This is a genomic window from Acinetobacter sp. ANC 3832 (assembly GCF_002135415.1).
Taxonomy (GTDB): domain Bacteria; phylum Pseudomonadota; class Gammaproteobacteria; order Pseudomonadales; family Moraxellaceae; genus Acinetobacter.
This window is the reverse complement of record NZ_NEGJ01000009.1, coordinates 127,635-142,552: the sequence shown is the minus strand read 5'-3', so window position 1 is coordinate 142,552 and position 14,918 is coordinate 127,635. Positions and strand designations below refer to the sequence as shown.

The following is a 14,918-nucleotide window of genomic DNA, read 5'->3' as shown; positions in this document are numbered from 1 at the left end:
AGATATTTCAATATCAAAATGATATGAAAATCATATTACGAGCAGTGAGCGCTTAACTCACCACTTTAATGCTACTTGCACCTGCACCCAAAGGTCGGACTTGAATCTGTACAGGAATACGCTCATGCATTTCTTGTATATGCGAGATGAGGACGACTTTACGACCTTGATTTTGCAATTGATCCAACGCATTCATCACCATATGTAAAGATGACGCATCTAATGTTCCAAAGCCTTCATCTATAAATAGAGATTCAATTTTCATTGAACCTGATGCCATATTGGCAATCGCCAAGGACAAGGCGAGGGCAGTCAGGAAGGATTCTCCGCCTGAAAGTGAAGCCACTGAACGAGTTTCCCCATCCATATCATGATCAATAATCGCTAGACTAAGCGAATTTTCAAGTCGCTTTAAGGTATAGCGCTGTGACAACATGGTCAATTGTTGGTTGGCATGTTCAAGTAAAATATCAAGATTATATTGCTGTGCATAATCACGGAATTTTTTTCCAGTGGCATCGCCCATCAAACCAGAAATTTTACCCCAACGATGTTCTTCCTGTTGTATCTCAGCAATTTGATCTGCAAATTGTTGTTGTTTGGCAAGATTTTGTTGATGCATTTCGATTTTGAGTTTGAATTGGTCTCGAATTTCTGTCTGAGCTTTGAGTGCCTCGATGGTATTGAGAATATTTTGCTGTAAAGCATCAAATTCAATCTCAGGCTGATAAATTTTATGCTCAGTCAATTGTTCTTGCATAGTTTTTAGGGCAGAACTTGCTTCATTCAGTAGGCGTTCAGCATTCTGTAATTGCTGACGGATTTGCTGTTCTTGAGCAGAATTGATCTGTGCCAATTGCACTAAATCATCCACATTAAAATCAGTGTGTTGCTCTAGCCAATTTTGAATTTCCACATTCACTTGATTGGCATGGCTTTGGTTCTGTTGTAACTGTGCTTTGAGTTGGTCGAGCTGGTTTTTTTGCTGTTCAAAGTCATTGCGTAAGGTTTCAAAATCTTGTTTGACTTGCTGATATTGCGTTTGAATCCGTTGACGATTTTGCTCAAATTGGCTCAACCATTCATTCGGTTTAATGTCGGTTAAACCTGTCATTTTTAAAATTAGTCGATTGGCTGTTTCGGTATTTTCTTGTCCTTTGACTTTGATTTCATTCAGACTCTTTGCCACACCAGCGATCTGTTGTGTGGTATTTTCAATATTTAAAGACAACGTTTTGAGTTGCTGATTTTGTACATCGAGTTGCTTGGACAGTTTTTCAAGCAGATCTAAATGTTGAATGCGTTGATTCAATCTACCTAATATTTGCTGTGCAGTTACAACGCGATGATTGAACCACGTCGATTTTTCATCATCATTTAGACAATTCAGAATAGGTTCAATTTGGCTTTGCATTTGTTGAGCAGATTGTAATAAATGCTCAGTCTGTTGAATAGATTTGTCCAATTGCTGTTGATGCTTAATGCTTTGTATCCACTGATTAGACTGCATTTCAATCTGTTGAATATCCGTTTGATATTGCTGTTTCATGTGTTCAAATTGTAGGTGAATTTCATTGTGTTCTTGAGCAAAATTAATTTGACAATTCACATTTTTAACTTGCTCATTTACTAAGTTTTTCTGCAAGATTTCACGTTCAGCATTCTTTTGAATAGACAAATGGTATTGTTCCAATTCAGCATTTAACTTACTACATTGTTGTTGTAAAACTTGCCATTTCTGCAAATTTTCTTGTTCTTTTTGAATGGCTTGTTGCTCTTGTTGCTGTTGTAGCTCAAACAAGGCTTTGGACACTGCTGAATCATCTACCTTGTACGGATGCGAAATGCTACCACAGACAAGACAAGGTTCATTATCTTTGAGTTCAGCACGTAAATGTTCAACATTTTCAGTATGCAGTAGACGTTGCTGTTGCAAAATATCTTGTAGTTTTAAGCGTTCAATCTTTGCAGTTTGATAATCTTGTTCAGCTTGTACTGTATCTTTCTTAAGAGATTGAGATTTCTCACGTGAAATAATAAGTAATTCATTCAGTCGCTTTGATTCAGCTTGAACTTCAAAATAATATGCAAGTTTTTGTTGAATTCCATCAAACTGATTCAGTTGTACAATTTTTTGCTCACGTTGAATCCGAACTTGTTCGAGTTGATTTCCAAGTTGTTCTATATTGCCAAATTGCTCAATAGATTGTGCAAACTGATTTTTTTGTTCTATTAATTTTTGCTCAGCTTGAGTTTGATGACCGAGTTGGTTTTCAATATCTTGATATTGTTGAATAAATTTATTCAGTTGATGGCTGTGCGCTGTTAAGCCCTTATCCAAAGGTGTAAATTGTGCTGTTTCTGTCAGTTGTTGATTTAACCCAATCAGTTGTTGTGATACTTGTTCAATCTGTCGCTCTAAAGCTTGTTGTTGATTGATTAATGGCGCTTTTACAGATTCCAACGCTGTTAGTTTAGTACCCATCTTTTTATATTCATTGGCAAAAAACTCACGTTCTTGGATGCATTTACGAACCTCCTCTAAAGCTTCACGGTGGGTATTTTCAAAATTCTGTTGGTGATTTAAATCAGTTTCGGTTTTGGTAAATTGCTGTTTTTCATTTTCAAATTGCAGATTTAAAACATCAAAAAGCTGTTGTTGCTTTTGAATTTGTGGGGCGATTTGCTGTTCAGTTTTTAAAAATTGTTGTTGTTGAAATACACTTGGACGAATGCTTGAAAATATTTCCAAACGCTTTAAACGTGTTTGTTCAGGAGCAAGTTCTTGATGATTTTTAAGCTGCGAATCAACCAACTGCTGTTTTAAAGTGATTTCATTTTGCAATTTTTGCTGACGTTCAAACCACAACTGTTGCTTTTCAAGTTGTGATTTTTCAGTGTCTAAATTTTTATATTCATGATCTGCTTGCTGAAATTGTACAGTATATTCAGTTACTTGCTCATCGGATAGAACTTCAATATGACCAAGTAAATTTTCCAACTCTTTACGTTTCACAGCAACGGCTTTGGTACGTTCAAAAGCCAATTGTCCAATTTTTCCAAAAATAGAAGAATTGGTTAAATACTCAAGTAGTTCGCCACGTTCATTATCTCTGGCCTTTAAAAATGCAGTCACCTCAGATTGCGCCAATAATACGGCACGGGTAAATTGCTCAAAACTGAGTTGAGTAATTTTTAAAATACTTGCATCAACCGCTTTTGCTTTGTCGGCAACCACCACACCATCGGTTAGGCATTTTAAATAACGCTGTACACTTTGCAGTTTTCCATCCGCTTTTTCACGTGAACGTTTGAGTTCCCAACGGGCAAGGTAATGTTTTTGATCTTGTGCAACAAAAGTCAGTTCCGCAAAACCATGCGCCGTACCACGACGTAAAACAGTGAGCGGAGAATTGGTTAAAAGTTCCGAACCATCAACATCTTGCAATTTACCATCACTGTCTTTTAAGCGTGGAATTTTATTAAACAGTGCAAGACACATGGCATCTAAAATGGTCGATTTACCTGCACCAGTTTTCCCAACAATCGCCACTAAACCTGCCGAAGCCAATGGTTCAGATTCAAAGTCGATAAAATGCTCACCTGAAAGTGAAGCCAAGTTTTTAAGTCGAATAGATAGAATTTTCATGACAAATACCTAAGCTTCATGCTCATTTTCAAGTGATTTTTCTGCTTCTTGGACTAAACTTAGAAAGTCTTTTAGGACGGCATCATCAGTGCTATAACCTTGTTTTCCCCAAATTTGCTGAAATAGTTTTTCAGGTGTTGGCGGTTCTAAACTCATCATCGATTGTTCATCAGCATTCTTTTCTGAAGCTAAATATTGTCGTGAAATTCGCACTAAACGATAGCGATCTTTCGGCAAGGCATCTTCAAATTGTTGTCTTAAATTTGGCTGTGGTGGCACAGCAGTGTGATATTCAATATCCACATATTCCCGATGATCAATATTGTCAATTTCACCAGTAGCTAAGGCTTTGAGTTGAGCCAATACAGCGTTTAATTCACCTTTAATTTTATGCAATTGCACATTTCTTGGAATATAAATCGCTTCAAATTGAAAGCGTGATTCATCATTTTTAGTTGGATCAATGCTGACTTCAACGACTTGATGTTTGTAGTTTATTTCACTAAAAGACAGTGGAATCGGCGAGCCACTATAACGAATATTCTCCTGTCCAACTTTTTGTGGTTTATGTAAATGTCCAAGTGCAACATAGTCAATCACTTCATCAAATAGAGCTGTAGAAAGCGCTTCTTCATTGCCAATAATAATGGGGCGTTCTGAGTCCGATGTTTCACCACCTTGCATGTGCGCATGTGACATCAGAATAAAGGCTTGATCGGCAGTTTTTCTCTTTTTAGCTTCAGAAATAAGTTGTTGGTGTAAGTAGGTAATGGCATTTTGACTATTGGTGGTTTGGTCGTTAAAACCTGTGATTTCGGCAGGGCGTAAAAAAGGTAAGGTTAAACACCATGCCACAATTTTTTGATTTTCATCATAAATAGGCAACAGTAAACGATCTAAATCCACCTGACTATCAGCATTTTTATGGATGACGCCAACGGTTTTAGCATTGTATTTTTCAAGTAAAGGTTCAACTTGTTCGATGCGATAACCTGAATCATGATTCCCTGCAATCATCAGCGTTTGCATATGTGGCGCAAGGTCGTGAGCATCGGCTAAAAATTGATACAGTTGTTTTTGTGCTGCCGATGCAGGATTAATCACATCAAAAATATCACCTGCGATGAGCAGAGCATGTGGCTGCTTTTCTTTAATTTGGGTCAGTAACCACGCTAAAAACTGTTCATGTTCATATTGGCGTGAGTGGTTGTAAAAGAATTGCCCTAAGTGCCAGTCTGAAGTATGAATAAAGCGTACAGTCATGCTAAACCAAAGTATTTGAAATGCCTTGTATAACTTAGCATATTTTGGATGTTCAGAGATGCTATAAAGCGACTGAACTTGCCGCTTTAATTTTAATATTTACTGTGCATTTGCATCAACTTGTACCAAACCAAAAGTATTGTTGTCCTGATCAAGAAAGTAGCCTTGCCAGCATTTATTAGGAATGGCAAATTTCTCCATTGCCACTTGCCCACCTAAAGCCATAATTTTTTCTGCTGTTGCCTCAAAGTTTTCTACTTCTATGGAACAGGTAAAAGCATTGGTTCCACAATGAGTAGGCGGTGTTGGTGCAGGGCGTTGTAATAAGCCACCATGAATACCTGTCATTTCAATTTGGTAATATTCGATGGGTAATCCTTCGACTTTTATAAATGTCCAACCGAAAACTTCACTATAGAATTTAACTTCACGTTGTGGGTTTGAAGATTGGATTTCGAAGTAGATGATGCTGGTCATTTAAGTATCCTCGTGAATATTTTTTAATTTCTGAGTGATTCTAAAACAAATATATATGTTGAAAAATATAGGTTGTGTATGCCTATGTTATTTCTTTGAGTTGAGGCTTAATGGTTCTGTTTTTATAGCAAATATTGTTGTTTATAAAATATATTTTTCAAGAGTGATTTGAGTAGGGGGGATGGTTTTATTTATTTCATTTAGGGTTTGAATTAATTTTATTGAGTTCTGAATATAGATAATCTAAAAACTTTTGCTGTTCCTGATTGTCTTTAAAATAGCGTTGATATAGCACGCTACAGCTTTGAACATCAACAATATTATTCTTATTAAATGACCAATCGGAACGATCTTTAATTGTAATCCCTAAACCTTCATCACAACTTTTCCAAAGTTTGGAAAAACGTGTCTGAGCCGATGGATTTAATTTTGAAAAATCTGCATTAACCGTGTATCCCGTCATCGCTGAATTAAAAAATTGATGAATAGAAGTGATGGGTACACCTCCCCAAGTCATATTTGCATTTTCAGGAAGGACGATCTGAGTAAGATTTTTCTCAGGCATGATTTGATCTTGTTTTCCTTTTTTAAATTTTTGATCAACGTAAACTAAATGTGTTCCCGTTGGGACATCAATATGTTTAATCGTTAACGGCGTAGTAGTAATAAAATAAGGGTAATCCGGTCGAGAATTTCCACCTGTCGGGTTCATGTTTACAATACAACCAGACAATAAGAAACAGGTAGAAATGAAAGGGAATAGAATGCGATTAAACTTTTTAGTATCATTTTTCATCTTATTCATCCCTATTTCTATCTTATGATTATAGCTAATAGTGATTTTCTTTATTTAATAACTGTCAATTGATATTGAAAATAATTTAAGCAGAATCTTTAATCAAGCGGAATATCATATTTATGCAAGAACAAAATTTAGTCTTGATTTCGAGCATACTCTAAAATTCTTGGGAAATGGAAATTATAGTTATTTAAAGCTACAACTCAATATTTTTGACTAACTCAACAGATTTTTTTGAGTTTCATATTTTTTGATATGAGGGGATTTTGCATAAAATTGGCATGTAAATTTATTCGCTATTTCGAATGAGTATTGGAAAGTTTCTGTATTTTCATTCTATGATAGAACAAATAAAAAGAGCATAGAACAAAAATCAAAGTTTAGATAAGCAGATACTTTTAATTAAATCAATTGCTTGTTATTAGATTTCAGTTGTTTATAGACAAAATAAAGCCGACGATTCGAGTGATAGTAAATCGTCGGCCAAAAATACTTCCTTCAATTTGATTTGGCCTACTAAACCAAATCTATTTTTGAAGTATGAGTTTCTAAGTCTCATGGGATCAAGGTCACCGAAATTATTCGTGGATGCCAATCCAAATAAATACGGTTGCTACTGACCTTATACTTATATAACGACATGACTTTTGATTTGGTTGACAACAAATTTAAAAATAATTAAAAACTTTCTATACTATGTCCCTTACTCTCCCAATTAGGCAAAGCTCATGCTGTCTTTAAACAAATATTTTTTATGGTTCTTTCTGATTTGTTTAGGACTCAGCATGGTTGCAGGTGTACTGGCTGCCTTGTTACCTATGGGGATGGGGGGAATATTGACAGCATTGCCTTATTTATTTGCAATGATCATTGTGCTGTATATCTTCTTAAAACAACAGCATCGTGCGCCAACAGATCAGGAACGTAAAAAATTTACTTTAGCTTATACCCTTATTTTTTGGGGATATAATTTTGCAGGTGTTTTATTGGGCATTGCGATATTTTCCAAAAATGATCCAGAAATTTGGCAGAATTTTTTACTGTATATGCAACAACCAGAATTTTTAGCCACAGCAATGATTATGATTCTGCTTTTAGCGATTCCACTCTACTTAATTACCTATTGGTTTTACGGGAAACAAGCACAGCGCATGGCTGCTAAAATGTTTGGTTAATCGGCTTCTTGTATAACTGCTTCCCTTGTGAAACAGTGTTTTTCATCCTTTGATGAGAAAAATGAACAACTGGTGAGTCGTTATGCAAGAGATTGAAAGAATGCTGAATGTATTGCTTATCGTTAGATAAATTTGCATAAAAATTAATCTTCACCTATACCTAAGATTCAAATGACTTAATCATGGTGAAGATGTGCTGATGAATCAAACAGTTCTTGTGACAGGTGCAACAGGATTTATTGGGCAATATTTGATTGAAAATTTATTGGTGCAGCACTATCAGGTTATTGGTCTAATGCGTCAGAAAAACAAAATATCTAAGCGTATGAATTTAACTTGGGTGTCAGCATTAGAAGATATTGAACATAAAAATATAGATTATGTGGTGAATTTAGCAGGGGAAAGTATTGGTCAAGGGCGTTGGACCGACAAAAGAAAACAACAATTGATCCAAAGCCGAGTGAAGACAACACAACAGTTGTATCAATGGTTAGAGAAAAAACAGATTCAACCTAAAAAGATTATTTCAGGTTCAGCCATTGGTTTTTATGGCATTGATCCATTAGAGCAATGGCAGGGTGAGTGTGATGAATCATCTGCATCACAAACTATTTTTATGTCAGAGCTATGTCAGCATTGGGAAAATGAAGCTTTAAGTTATACCCGTCAAAATACTCAAAATACTCAAAATACTCAAAATACTCAAAATACTCAAAATACTCAAAATACTCAAAATACTCAAAATACTCAAAATACTCAAAATACTCAAAATACTCAAAATACTCAAATTATTCGTTTAGGCGTGGTATTTGGGCAAGGTGGAGGAATCCTTCCTCAAATGCTCTTATACCGATTAAACTCAATATCATTGGGAGAATTGGCTCAGGTCAACAACCCATGACTTGGGTACACATAGAAGATGTTATTCGAGCCATTCTATTTTTATTTGAAAGTGCATCACCTCAGAAAATTTATAATGTTGTCGCACCAGATCATATTGATCAACTGCAGTTTCTGAAAATTGCATCCAATATTCTAAAGAGAAAACCTTTATTACCCTTACCGAGCTTTGTGATGCGTTTGATGATGGGTGAACAATCACAATTGGTTTTGAATGGACAATATGTTAAACCTCAAGCATTACAACAAGAAGGATTTCATTTTAAATATCCAGATTTAAACATCGCCTTGAAACAAATTCTAACTGTGAATTGAGGGTTGTAGTCGATTTGTACTGTAAGGCGTAGGATCAACAAGTGTCGGTTGTTTTAATATGAGCTGTCTGAGTAAACGCGCAGATGCAGGTCCCATACATAAACCATTACGATAATGTCCAAAATTCGCCCAAAGGTTATTGAGCTCAGGCATATTGCCAATATAGGGAATGCCCGTGGGTGAGCTCGGTCGGAGTCCCGCCCATTGTTTCACAATTGGAAAGTCAGCAAGTTCAGGTACTATTTCAATGCAGGCTTTAAAAATATTTTGCTGTGTTTGCACAGAAGGGCGTTGGTCAAAGCCAATGTTCTCCATGCTTGAGCCACAAACAACATGACCATCTACACGTGGAATCAGATACATGACTTTGTTCATACACATGGTCGGTAGCCAATTTTCAGGCGTTTTAAACAGTAGCATTTGTCCCTGAACAGGTTGCACTGGAATATTAAATTTGAGTTGTTTTGACCAATGATCTGACCATGCACCCGTTGCGATGACATAGTGATCAGCATAGATTTTTTGTCCACTTTGGGTTTGAATAAATTGAATGCTTTGAGCATTTTTTTCAAATTTATCAATCCACGTATTTTCGTGAAACTGTATAAGAGGATGTTGCTTTAAGTAATGAATGATGGATTTTAATAAACGTGGATTGCGAACATTGGCAAGTTGTGGAAAATAGATTGCATGTTTAAATTGTTCAGAGATATGCGGATTTACTTTTTTAAGCTGTTCTTGCTGTAAATACTCGCAATGTTGCATAGGTTCTTGATGTTGTTGTTTATAATTAAGTCCAATGTCAAAATCATCTTCATCAAAAATAAGCATGCCTGTTTCATGAATCTGAAAATCGATGCCTGTAATGAGTTGTAGTGTTTCATTCCATTGTTGATAAAGTTCTTTACCAAATTGAGCCAAGTGATTGACAGCTTGAGGATATCGCCAAGGGTACATGGGGGAGAGAATGCCACCGCCTGCCCATGATGCCGCTTTACCTGCATGTTGTTGATCAAAAATACTGACTGTACAACCTTGTTCTACAAGTTCGAGGGCTGTGAGTAATCCGCTGATTCCAGCACCGATGATGGCGATATGCATATTGAGTTTGATACCATTTGAGCTAGCTAGAATTCTCAAGTAAATCCTCCCATGAACAGAAGGATTTACTTTTGAACATCTTTGCTCTAAAGCAAAGATGAGAGAGATTTATCAGTTCATTTCTTTTAATTTACGTGCAGCATCTTCAGCAAAATATGTCCAAATCCCATCTGCACCTGCACGACGGCAGCACATTAAAGATTCGATAATGACGCTATCAGATAACCAACCATTTTGAATCGCAGCTGCTAACATGGCATATTCACCGCTGACTTGATAAACAAATGTAGGTATGCCAAAGGTATCTTTTACTTCACGAACGACGTCTAAATATGGCATTCCCGGTTTTACAATCACCATGTCAGCACCTTCTTGAATATCAAGGGCAATTTCATGTAACGCTTCTGCACGGTTGCCGACATCCATTTGGTAATTATATTTATTACCACCTTTGAGATTAGACGATGAACCGACAGCATCACGGAAAGGACCATAAAAGCTAGAGGCATATTTTGCTGAATAGGCCATAATACTAGTATAGATGTGACCTTCTGCTTCTAAAGCTTGACGAATCGCCCCGATACGACCATCCATCATGTCACTCGGTGCAATCACATCCGCACCTGCTTCAGCATGGCTAAGCGCTTGTTTGATCAGGCACTCTACAGTTTCATCATTCAGTACATAACCTGTTTCATCAATGATGCCATCTTGACCATGTGTGGTATATGGATCAAGCGCACCATCTGTGATGAGCACCATTTCAGGTAATTCTTTTTTCAATAGACGTAAAGTATTTTGCACCAAGCCATCTGCATGCCATGCAGCTTCAGCAGTGAGGCTTTTATCTTCTTGTGGCGTAACTGGGAATAAAGCCAGTTTAGAAACACCCAGTTCAAGTAAAGTCTCAGCTTTCCTTAACAACAGGTCAGCAGAAAGGCGCTGAACATTGGGCATGCTTGGAATATCTTGAGTTTGATTTTGCCCTGGAAGAACAAATACTGGATAAATTAGATGGTCAGCAGTTAAATGCGTTTCACTTACCATTGCTCTTAGTTTGTCATTTTTACGGATACGACGCATGCGAGTGGCAGGGAAAGCAGGACGATTGAACGTATAGGTCATAACAATCTCAGTGATCAGTATTAAACTATGCAGTATTGTAGACCTATAATCATGTAATTGGAAAAAGCTTCTGTTTTTTCTTCATGATGTTATTGATACCTTTTAAGTTGTTACAGTATTTTTGAGTATTTTATGAACGACTCTCCCCAAAGTGATTCTCCTAAAACTGAGTCACCAAAAAAATGGACAGGCAATATTCAGCTGGGTACAAAAGTTGATTTAAATGTTGTTTTAAACCAACTCACCCAAGCGTTTAATGCTTCACCTTATTTTTCACATAACACCATGCAAATGCGTGTGGTTGATGGTGAAATTGAAGGTTATATCGAAATGAAACCCTATTTAATTGGCAATGTTGCATTCCAAATTTTACATGGTGGCGTTGCTGCAACGCTATTGGACAGTATTGGCGGTATTGTTGCAATGGGTGAGCTTTATAAGCGTTCTGAGCCTGATACTTTGGCCGATACGCTGAAAAAAGTTGCTCGTTTAGCTACAGTCGATATGCGTGTAGATTATCTTGCACCGGGTCGTGGTGAATATTTTATTGCAAAAGCTGAAACACTACGAATGGGGCGTAAAGGTTGCACGATGCGCATGACCATGACCAATAATGAAGGCAAAGCGATTGCAACGGCGATTGCTTCATATGCGTATTGATTCATAAAATTATCGTTATGAATAGACATCTTGCATCAGTATTCACCAGTACATTATTTTCCCCTTAAAAGAGAAATAAAAGGCTGGATGCAAGATGTCGAGTTAGTAAAAGGTTTATGATTTAGTCATGAAAATGGTAGTTTTGATGACTTATATTTGACAATAAATAAGAATAATATCGAGGATTATCAAATAATTTAATAGAAATAAACTCTAGAGTTATATTTTTATTCTCGTAATGTGATTTTTAACTGTAAAATTGCTCCCCTACAATTTTAAGAAAATAGACTTTTTCATACATCTAAACTTTCATTCATTTTAAAACAAACGTAATTGTGTTGATGATGAAGGGTTCAAAGATCAATATGACCAAGTCTATACCTAGACCTAGGAACATGCGATGACGGATGCTCAAAATACCACTGCACCCCAAGATGAATCAGCTGATGCGAGTACAGATGTGGCAATGAAATCAAAGCGTAAAAAAATGCTTTCGATTGTTGCGATCATTCTTATTCTAGTGGCTGTTTTATATGCAATTTGGGTGATGTTTTTTAATAACTCAGTCAATACCGACAATGCGTATGTAGGTGCTGAAACGGCTGAAATTACCTCAATGGTCAGTGGTCAGGTTGCTGAAGTTCGTGTAAGTGATACCCAACAAATTAAAAAGGGTCAAGTACTTGCGGTAATTGACAATCGTGATGCCAAAATTGCTTTAGCACAAGCTGAAGCAGAATTGGCAAAAGCACAACGTCAATATACGCAAAGTTCTGCCAATAGTAGTTCTTTGAATTCACAAGTTTTAGTCAGTAGTGATGATATTAACAGTGCCAAAGCGCAAGTGGCTCAAGCACAAGTTGAAGTTGAGCGTGCGCAAGCAGAATTAGCACGCCGTACTCAATTGGGTGCTTCGGGTGCAATTTCAAAAGAAGAATTGGCGACATCGCAAAGTGCGTTCAATACCGCTAAAGCAAATTTAGAAGTCACGAAAGCAGGTTTGGCACAAGCAGAATCTAAACGTAAAGCAGCTGAGAGTAATTTGGCTGCCAATGAAGCATTAATTAAAGGTGCAAACAAAGCATCAACACCTGATGTTTTAGTCGCGCAAGCAAAAGTTGATCAGGCTAAATTAGACTTACAACGTACTGAAATTGTCGCGCCATTAGATGGTGTAATTGCACAACGTGGCGTGCAAGTCGGGCAACGCGTTGCGCCAGGTTCAATCATGATGAGTATTGTACCCATTACCGATGTTTATGTAGATGCAAACTTTAAAGAAAGTCAGCTGAAAGATGTGAAAGTGGGACAAAAGGCGACATTAACCTCTGATCTATACGGAAAAAAGGTTGAGTATAACGGCACTGTGATTGGGTTCTCAGGTGGTACTGGTGCAGCTTTTGCTCTAATTCCTGCTCAAAATGCAACAGGTAACTGGATTAAAGTAGTACAGCGCTTACCAGTACGCATCAAACTTGACCCGAAAGAATTGGCTGAACACCCATTACGTGTGGGTTTGTCTATGGACGCGACGATCGACTTGTCTTCGAAGTAATCACTTATGAATAGCACAGCACTTTATGGTGATTTGAAAGGCGGCAAATTATTGCTCGCAGCTTTCGTCTTGGCTTTAGCCAACTTCATGGTGGTTCTAGATATGACCATCGCCAATGTATCTGTGCCACATATTACGGGAAGTTTAGCGGTTTCAAGCTCACAAGGGACATGGGTGATTACTTCCTATGCCGTTGCTGAAGCGATTTGTGTACCTTTAACAGGTTGGCTTGCGGGGCGCTTTGGTGCTGTGCGAGTTTTTTGTACCTGTCTGATTGGTTTTACGATATTTTCAATTTTGTGTGGACTTTCCAATAGCCTTGCGATGCTAGTCATCTGCCGTATTGGGCAGGGTTTATTCGGTGGGCCAATTATGCCACTGAGTCAAACATTGTTAATGCGTATTTTCCCTCCTGAAAAGCAATCTCAGGCAATGGGGATGTGGGCAATGACCACTGTTGTTGGACCTATTCTTGGACCGATTTTAGGTGGTACGATCAGTGATAATCTGTCTTGGCATTGGATTTTCTTTATCAATATTCCTGTCGGGATCTTGTGTGCTGTGGGCGCAATGCGCTTACTTAAAGTGGCAGAGACTCCAACTGCAAAACTAAAAATTGACAGTATTGGATTGGCTTTACTGGTGATTTGGATTGGTGCATTACAATTAATGCTTGATTTAGGGCATGAGCGAGATTGGTTTAATAGTGGTTTGATCTGCGCTTTGGCTGCGATTATGGTGGTCGGGTTCGTGGTATTTGTGATTTGGGAAATGACGGAAAAACATCCCGTCGTGAATATCCAAATCTTTAAATATAGAGGATTTACCATTGCAACCATATCTTTAGCATTTGCGTTCGGGGCATTCTTTGGCAGTATTGTTTTAATTCCACAATGGTTACAGTTGAATTTAGGATATACCGCCACATGGGCGGGGTATTTAACTGCCACCATGGGCTTTGGTAGTTTGACCATGTCACCAATTGTGGCAAAACTCGCAACGAAGCATGACCCAAGAGCACTGGCTTGTTTTGGCTTAATGATTTTAGGTGGCGTGACTTTAATGCGTGCTTTTTGGACAACAGATGCAGATTTTATGGCATTGGCTTGGCCACAAATTATTCAAGGTTTTGCTGTTCCATTCTTTTTTATTCCATTGACTAATTTGGCATTGGGTGCAGTTCGCCCTGATGAAATTGCATCTGCAGCAGGCTTGATGAACTTTGTTCGTACGATGGCAGGAGCTATTGGTGCATCCATTGCTGTGACCATTTGGGATGACCATGCGAAATTGGCACGAAGCGAAATCGTTTCGACTATGCATGCAGAACCCACTCAGCAACAGCTTGTTCGTCATGGATTAAGTCCAGAAGGTGCTTTGGGGGTGATTTCTAATTTGGTGGATAAAGAAGCATTAACTTTGTCAGTTAATCATGTTTTTTTGATTTTTGCGATGCTCTTTATTTTCGCAGGTCTTATTATTTGGTTATGCCCGAAACCGAAAGGAAGTGTAGGTGCAGGACATGCACATTAATTAATAATTGAATGATAAAAAGCCTGATGAAAATCAGGCTTTTTTAGTTTGGAAATAGGGAATATTTATCAAATAGGCTGAGAATTTTTGAAATATGTATATGCTTTAATATTCGTATCGTTTGGATTGAAGAAAATAGCTAGGATACAAATAGGGATACATAATAAGTAGTGCTAAGCCTAATTTTATTCAGTTAAGTTCAGTTATATACAGGTAAGAAAAAAGGCTTAACCCCTTTAGGATTAAGCCTTTATACTTGATATTACGTCATATCAAGTTAGTGTTTTGGTGGGATGGCGTCTACCAAACTAGTTAACTATCATATTGATTTTTAATAAAAATTAAATAAATAAAACCTTGACTATA

At 37.4% G+C, this 14,918-nt stretch carries 10 protein-coding genes and 2 pseudogenes; 6 read left to right on the top strand and 6 right to left on the bottom strand.

Annotated elements, in window-relative coordinates; genetic code table 11:
- Nucleotides 1-52: 52 nt before the first annotated feature.
- The 4 genes from B9T35_RS13175 to B9T35_RS13160 form a co-directional block, all read right to left on the bottom strand.
- Complete coding sequence (locus tag B9T35_RS13175) at nucleotides 53-3,649, bottom strand: AAA family ATPase (RefSeq protein WP_086191565.1); 3,597 nt, start codon at nucleotides 3,647-3,649, stop codon at nucleotides 53-55.
- Nucleotides 3,650-3,658: 9 nt separating this feature from the next.
- Nucleotides 3,659-4,912, bottom strand: coding sequence for an exonuclease subunit SbcD (gene sbcD / locus B9T35_RS13170; RefSeq protein ID WP_086191564.1), 1,254 nt, complete (start codon nucleotides 4,910-4,912; stop codon nucleotides 3,659-3,661).
- 99 nt (nucleotides 4,913-5,011) lie between these two features.
- Nucleotides 5,012-5,389, bottom strand: a complete 378-nt coding sequence (locus B9T35_RS13165) for a VOC family protein (protein ID WP_086191563.1) — start codon at nucleotides 5,387-5,389, stop codon at nucleotides 5,012-5,014.
- A gap of 196 nt (nucleotides 5,390-5,585) precedes the next feature.
- Complete coding sequence (locus tag B9T35_RS13160; protein WP_416202443.1) at nucleotides 5,586-6,101, bottom strand: hypothetical protein; 516 nt, start codon at nucleotides 6,099-6,101, stop codon at nucleotides 5,586-5,588.
- Between the two features lie 815 nt (nucleotides 6,102-6,916).
- Here B9T35_RS13160 and B9T35_RS13155 point away from each other — a divergent pair.
- The 3 genes and pseudogenes from B9T35_RS13155 to B9T35_RS18285 all read left to right on the top strand — a co-directional run.
- Nucleotides 6,917-7,363, top strand: coding sequence for an ABZJ_00895 family protein (locus tag B9T35_RS13155; RefSeq protein WP_086191562.1), 447 nt, complete (start codon nucleotides 6,917-6,919; stop codon nucleotides 7,361-7,363).
- Between the two features lie 196 nt (nucleotides 7,364-7,559).
- Nucleotides 7,560-8,030: pseudogene (locus B9T35_RS18290) on the top strand (NAD-dependent epimerase/dehydratase family protein); the annotation flags it as partial.
- Nucleotides 8,031-8,138: 108 nt separating this feature from the next.
- Nucleotides 8,139-8,578: pseudogene (locus tag B9T35_RS18285) on the top strand (DUF1731 domain-containing protein); the annotation flags it as partial.
- On the opposite strand, the gene thiO reads toward B9T35_RS18285, so the two are convergent.
- The gene (thiO, locus tag B9T35_RS13145; RefSeq protein WP_086191561.1) at nucleotides 8,564-9,679 is read right to left on the bottom strand and encodes a glycine oxidase ThiO; all 1,116 of its coding nucleotides are present in this window, start codon (nucleotides 9,677-9,679) and stop codon (nucleotides 8,564-8,566) included. The pseudogene B9T35_RS18285 and the gene thiO overlap by 15 nt on opposite strands.
- A 111-nt stretch (nucleotides 9,680-9,790) precedes the next feature.
- On the bottom strand, nucleotides 9,791-10,804 hold the full coding sequence (gene hemB, locus B9T35_RS13140) for a porphobilinogen synthase (protein WP_086191560.1): 1,014 nt from the start codon (nucleotides 10,802-10,804) through the stop codon (nucleotides 9,791-9,793).
- 132 nt (nucleotides 10,805-10,936) lie between these two features.
- On the opposite strand from hemB, the gene B9T35_RS13135 reads away from it, so the two are divergent.
- The 3 genes from B9T35_RS13135 to B9T35_RS13125 all read left to right on the top strand — a co-directional run bounded on the left by B9T35_RS13135 (nucleotide 10,937) and on the right by B9T35_RS13125 (nucleotide 14,552).
- Nucleotides 10,937-11,464: a thioesterase family protein gene (locus B9T35_RS13135; protein ID WP_086191559.1), complete on the top strand. Its 528-nt coding sequence runs from the start codon at nucleotides 10,937-10,939 to the stop codon at nucleotides 11,462-11,464.
- 400 nt (nucleotides 11,465-11,864) lie between these two features.
- The gene (locus tag B9T35_RS13130; protein ID WP_086191558.1) at nucleotides 11,865-13,019 is read left to right on the top strand and encodes an HlyD family efflux transporter periplasmic adaptor subunit; all 1,155 of its coding nucleotides are present in this window, start codon (nucleotides 11,865-11,867) and stop codon (nucleotides 13,017-13,019) included.
- Between the two features lie 6 nt (nucleotides 13,020-13,025).
- Nucleotides 13,026-14,552 (top strand): DHA2 family efflux MFS transporter permease subunit, encoded by a 1,527-nt coding sequence (locus B9T35_RS13125; RefSeq protein WP_086191557.1) that lies wholly within the window; start codon nucleotides 13,026-13,028, stop codon nucleotides 14,550-14,552.
- Nucleotides 14,553-14,918 lie beyond the last annotated feature (366 nt).

Excerpts from the sequence above, each read along its gene's own strand:
- B9T35_RS13175 (WP_086191565.1), bottom strand. The coding sequence starts at position 3,649 with ATGAAAATTCTATCTATTCGACTTAAAAACTTGGCTTCACTTTCAGGT.
- sbcD (WP_086191564.1), bottom strand. The coding sequence starts at position 4,912 with ATGACTGTACGCTTTATTCATACTTCAGACTGGCACTTAGGGCAATTC.
- B9T35_RS13165 (WP_086191563.1), bottom strand. The coding sequence starts at position 5,389 with ATGACCAGCATCATCTACTTCGAAATCCAATCTTCAAACCCACAACGT.
- B9T35_RS13160 (WP_416202443.1), bottom strand. The coding sequence starts at position 6,101 with ATGAACCCGACAGGTGGAAATTCTCGACCGGATTACCCTTATTTTATT.
- B9T35_RS13155 (WP_086191562.1), top strand. The coding sequence starts at position 6,917 with ATGCTGTCTTTAAACAAATATTTTTTATGGTTCTTTCTGATTTGTTTA.
- thiO (WP_086191561.1), bottom strand. The coding sequence starts at position 9,679 with ATGCATATCGCCATCATCGGTGCTGGAATCAGCGGATTACTCACAGCC.
- hemB (WP_086191560.1), bottom strand. The coding sequence starts at position 10,804 with ATGACCTATACGTTCAATCGTCCTGCTTTCCCTGCCACTCGCATGCGT.
- B9T35_RS13135 (WP_086191559.1), top strand. The coding sequence starts at position 10,937 with ATGAACGACTCTCCCCAAAGTGATTCTCCTAAAACTGAGTCACCAAAA.
- B9T35_RS13130 (WP_086191558.1), top strand. The coding sequence starts at position 11,865 with ATGACGGATGCTCAAAATACCACTGCACCCCAAGATGAATCAGCTGAT.
- B9T35_RS13125 (WP_086191557.1), top strand. The coding sequence starts at position 13,026 with ATGAATAGCACAGCACTTTATGGTGATTTGAAAGGCGGCAAATTATTG.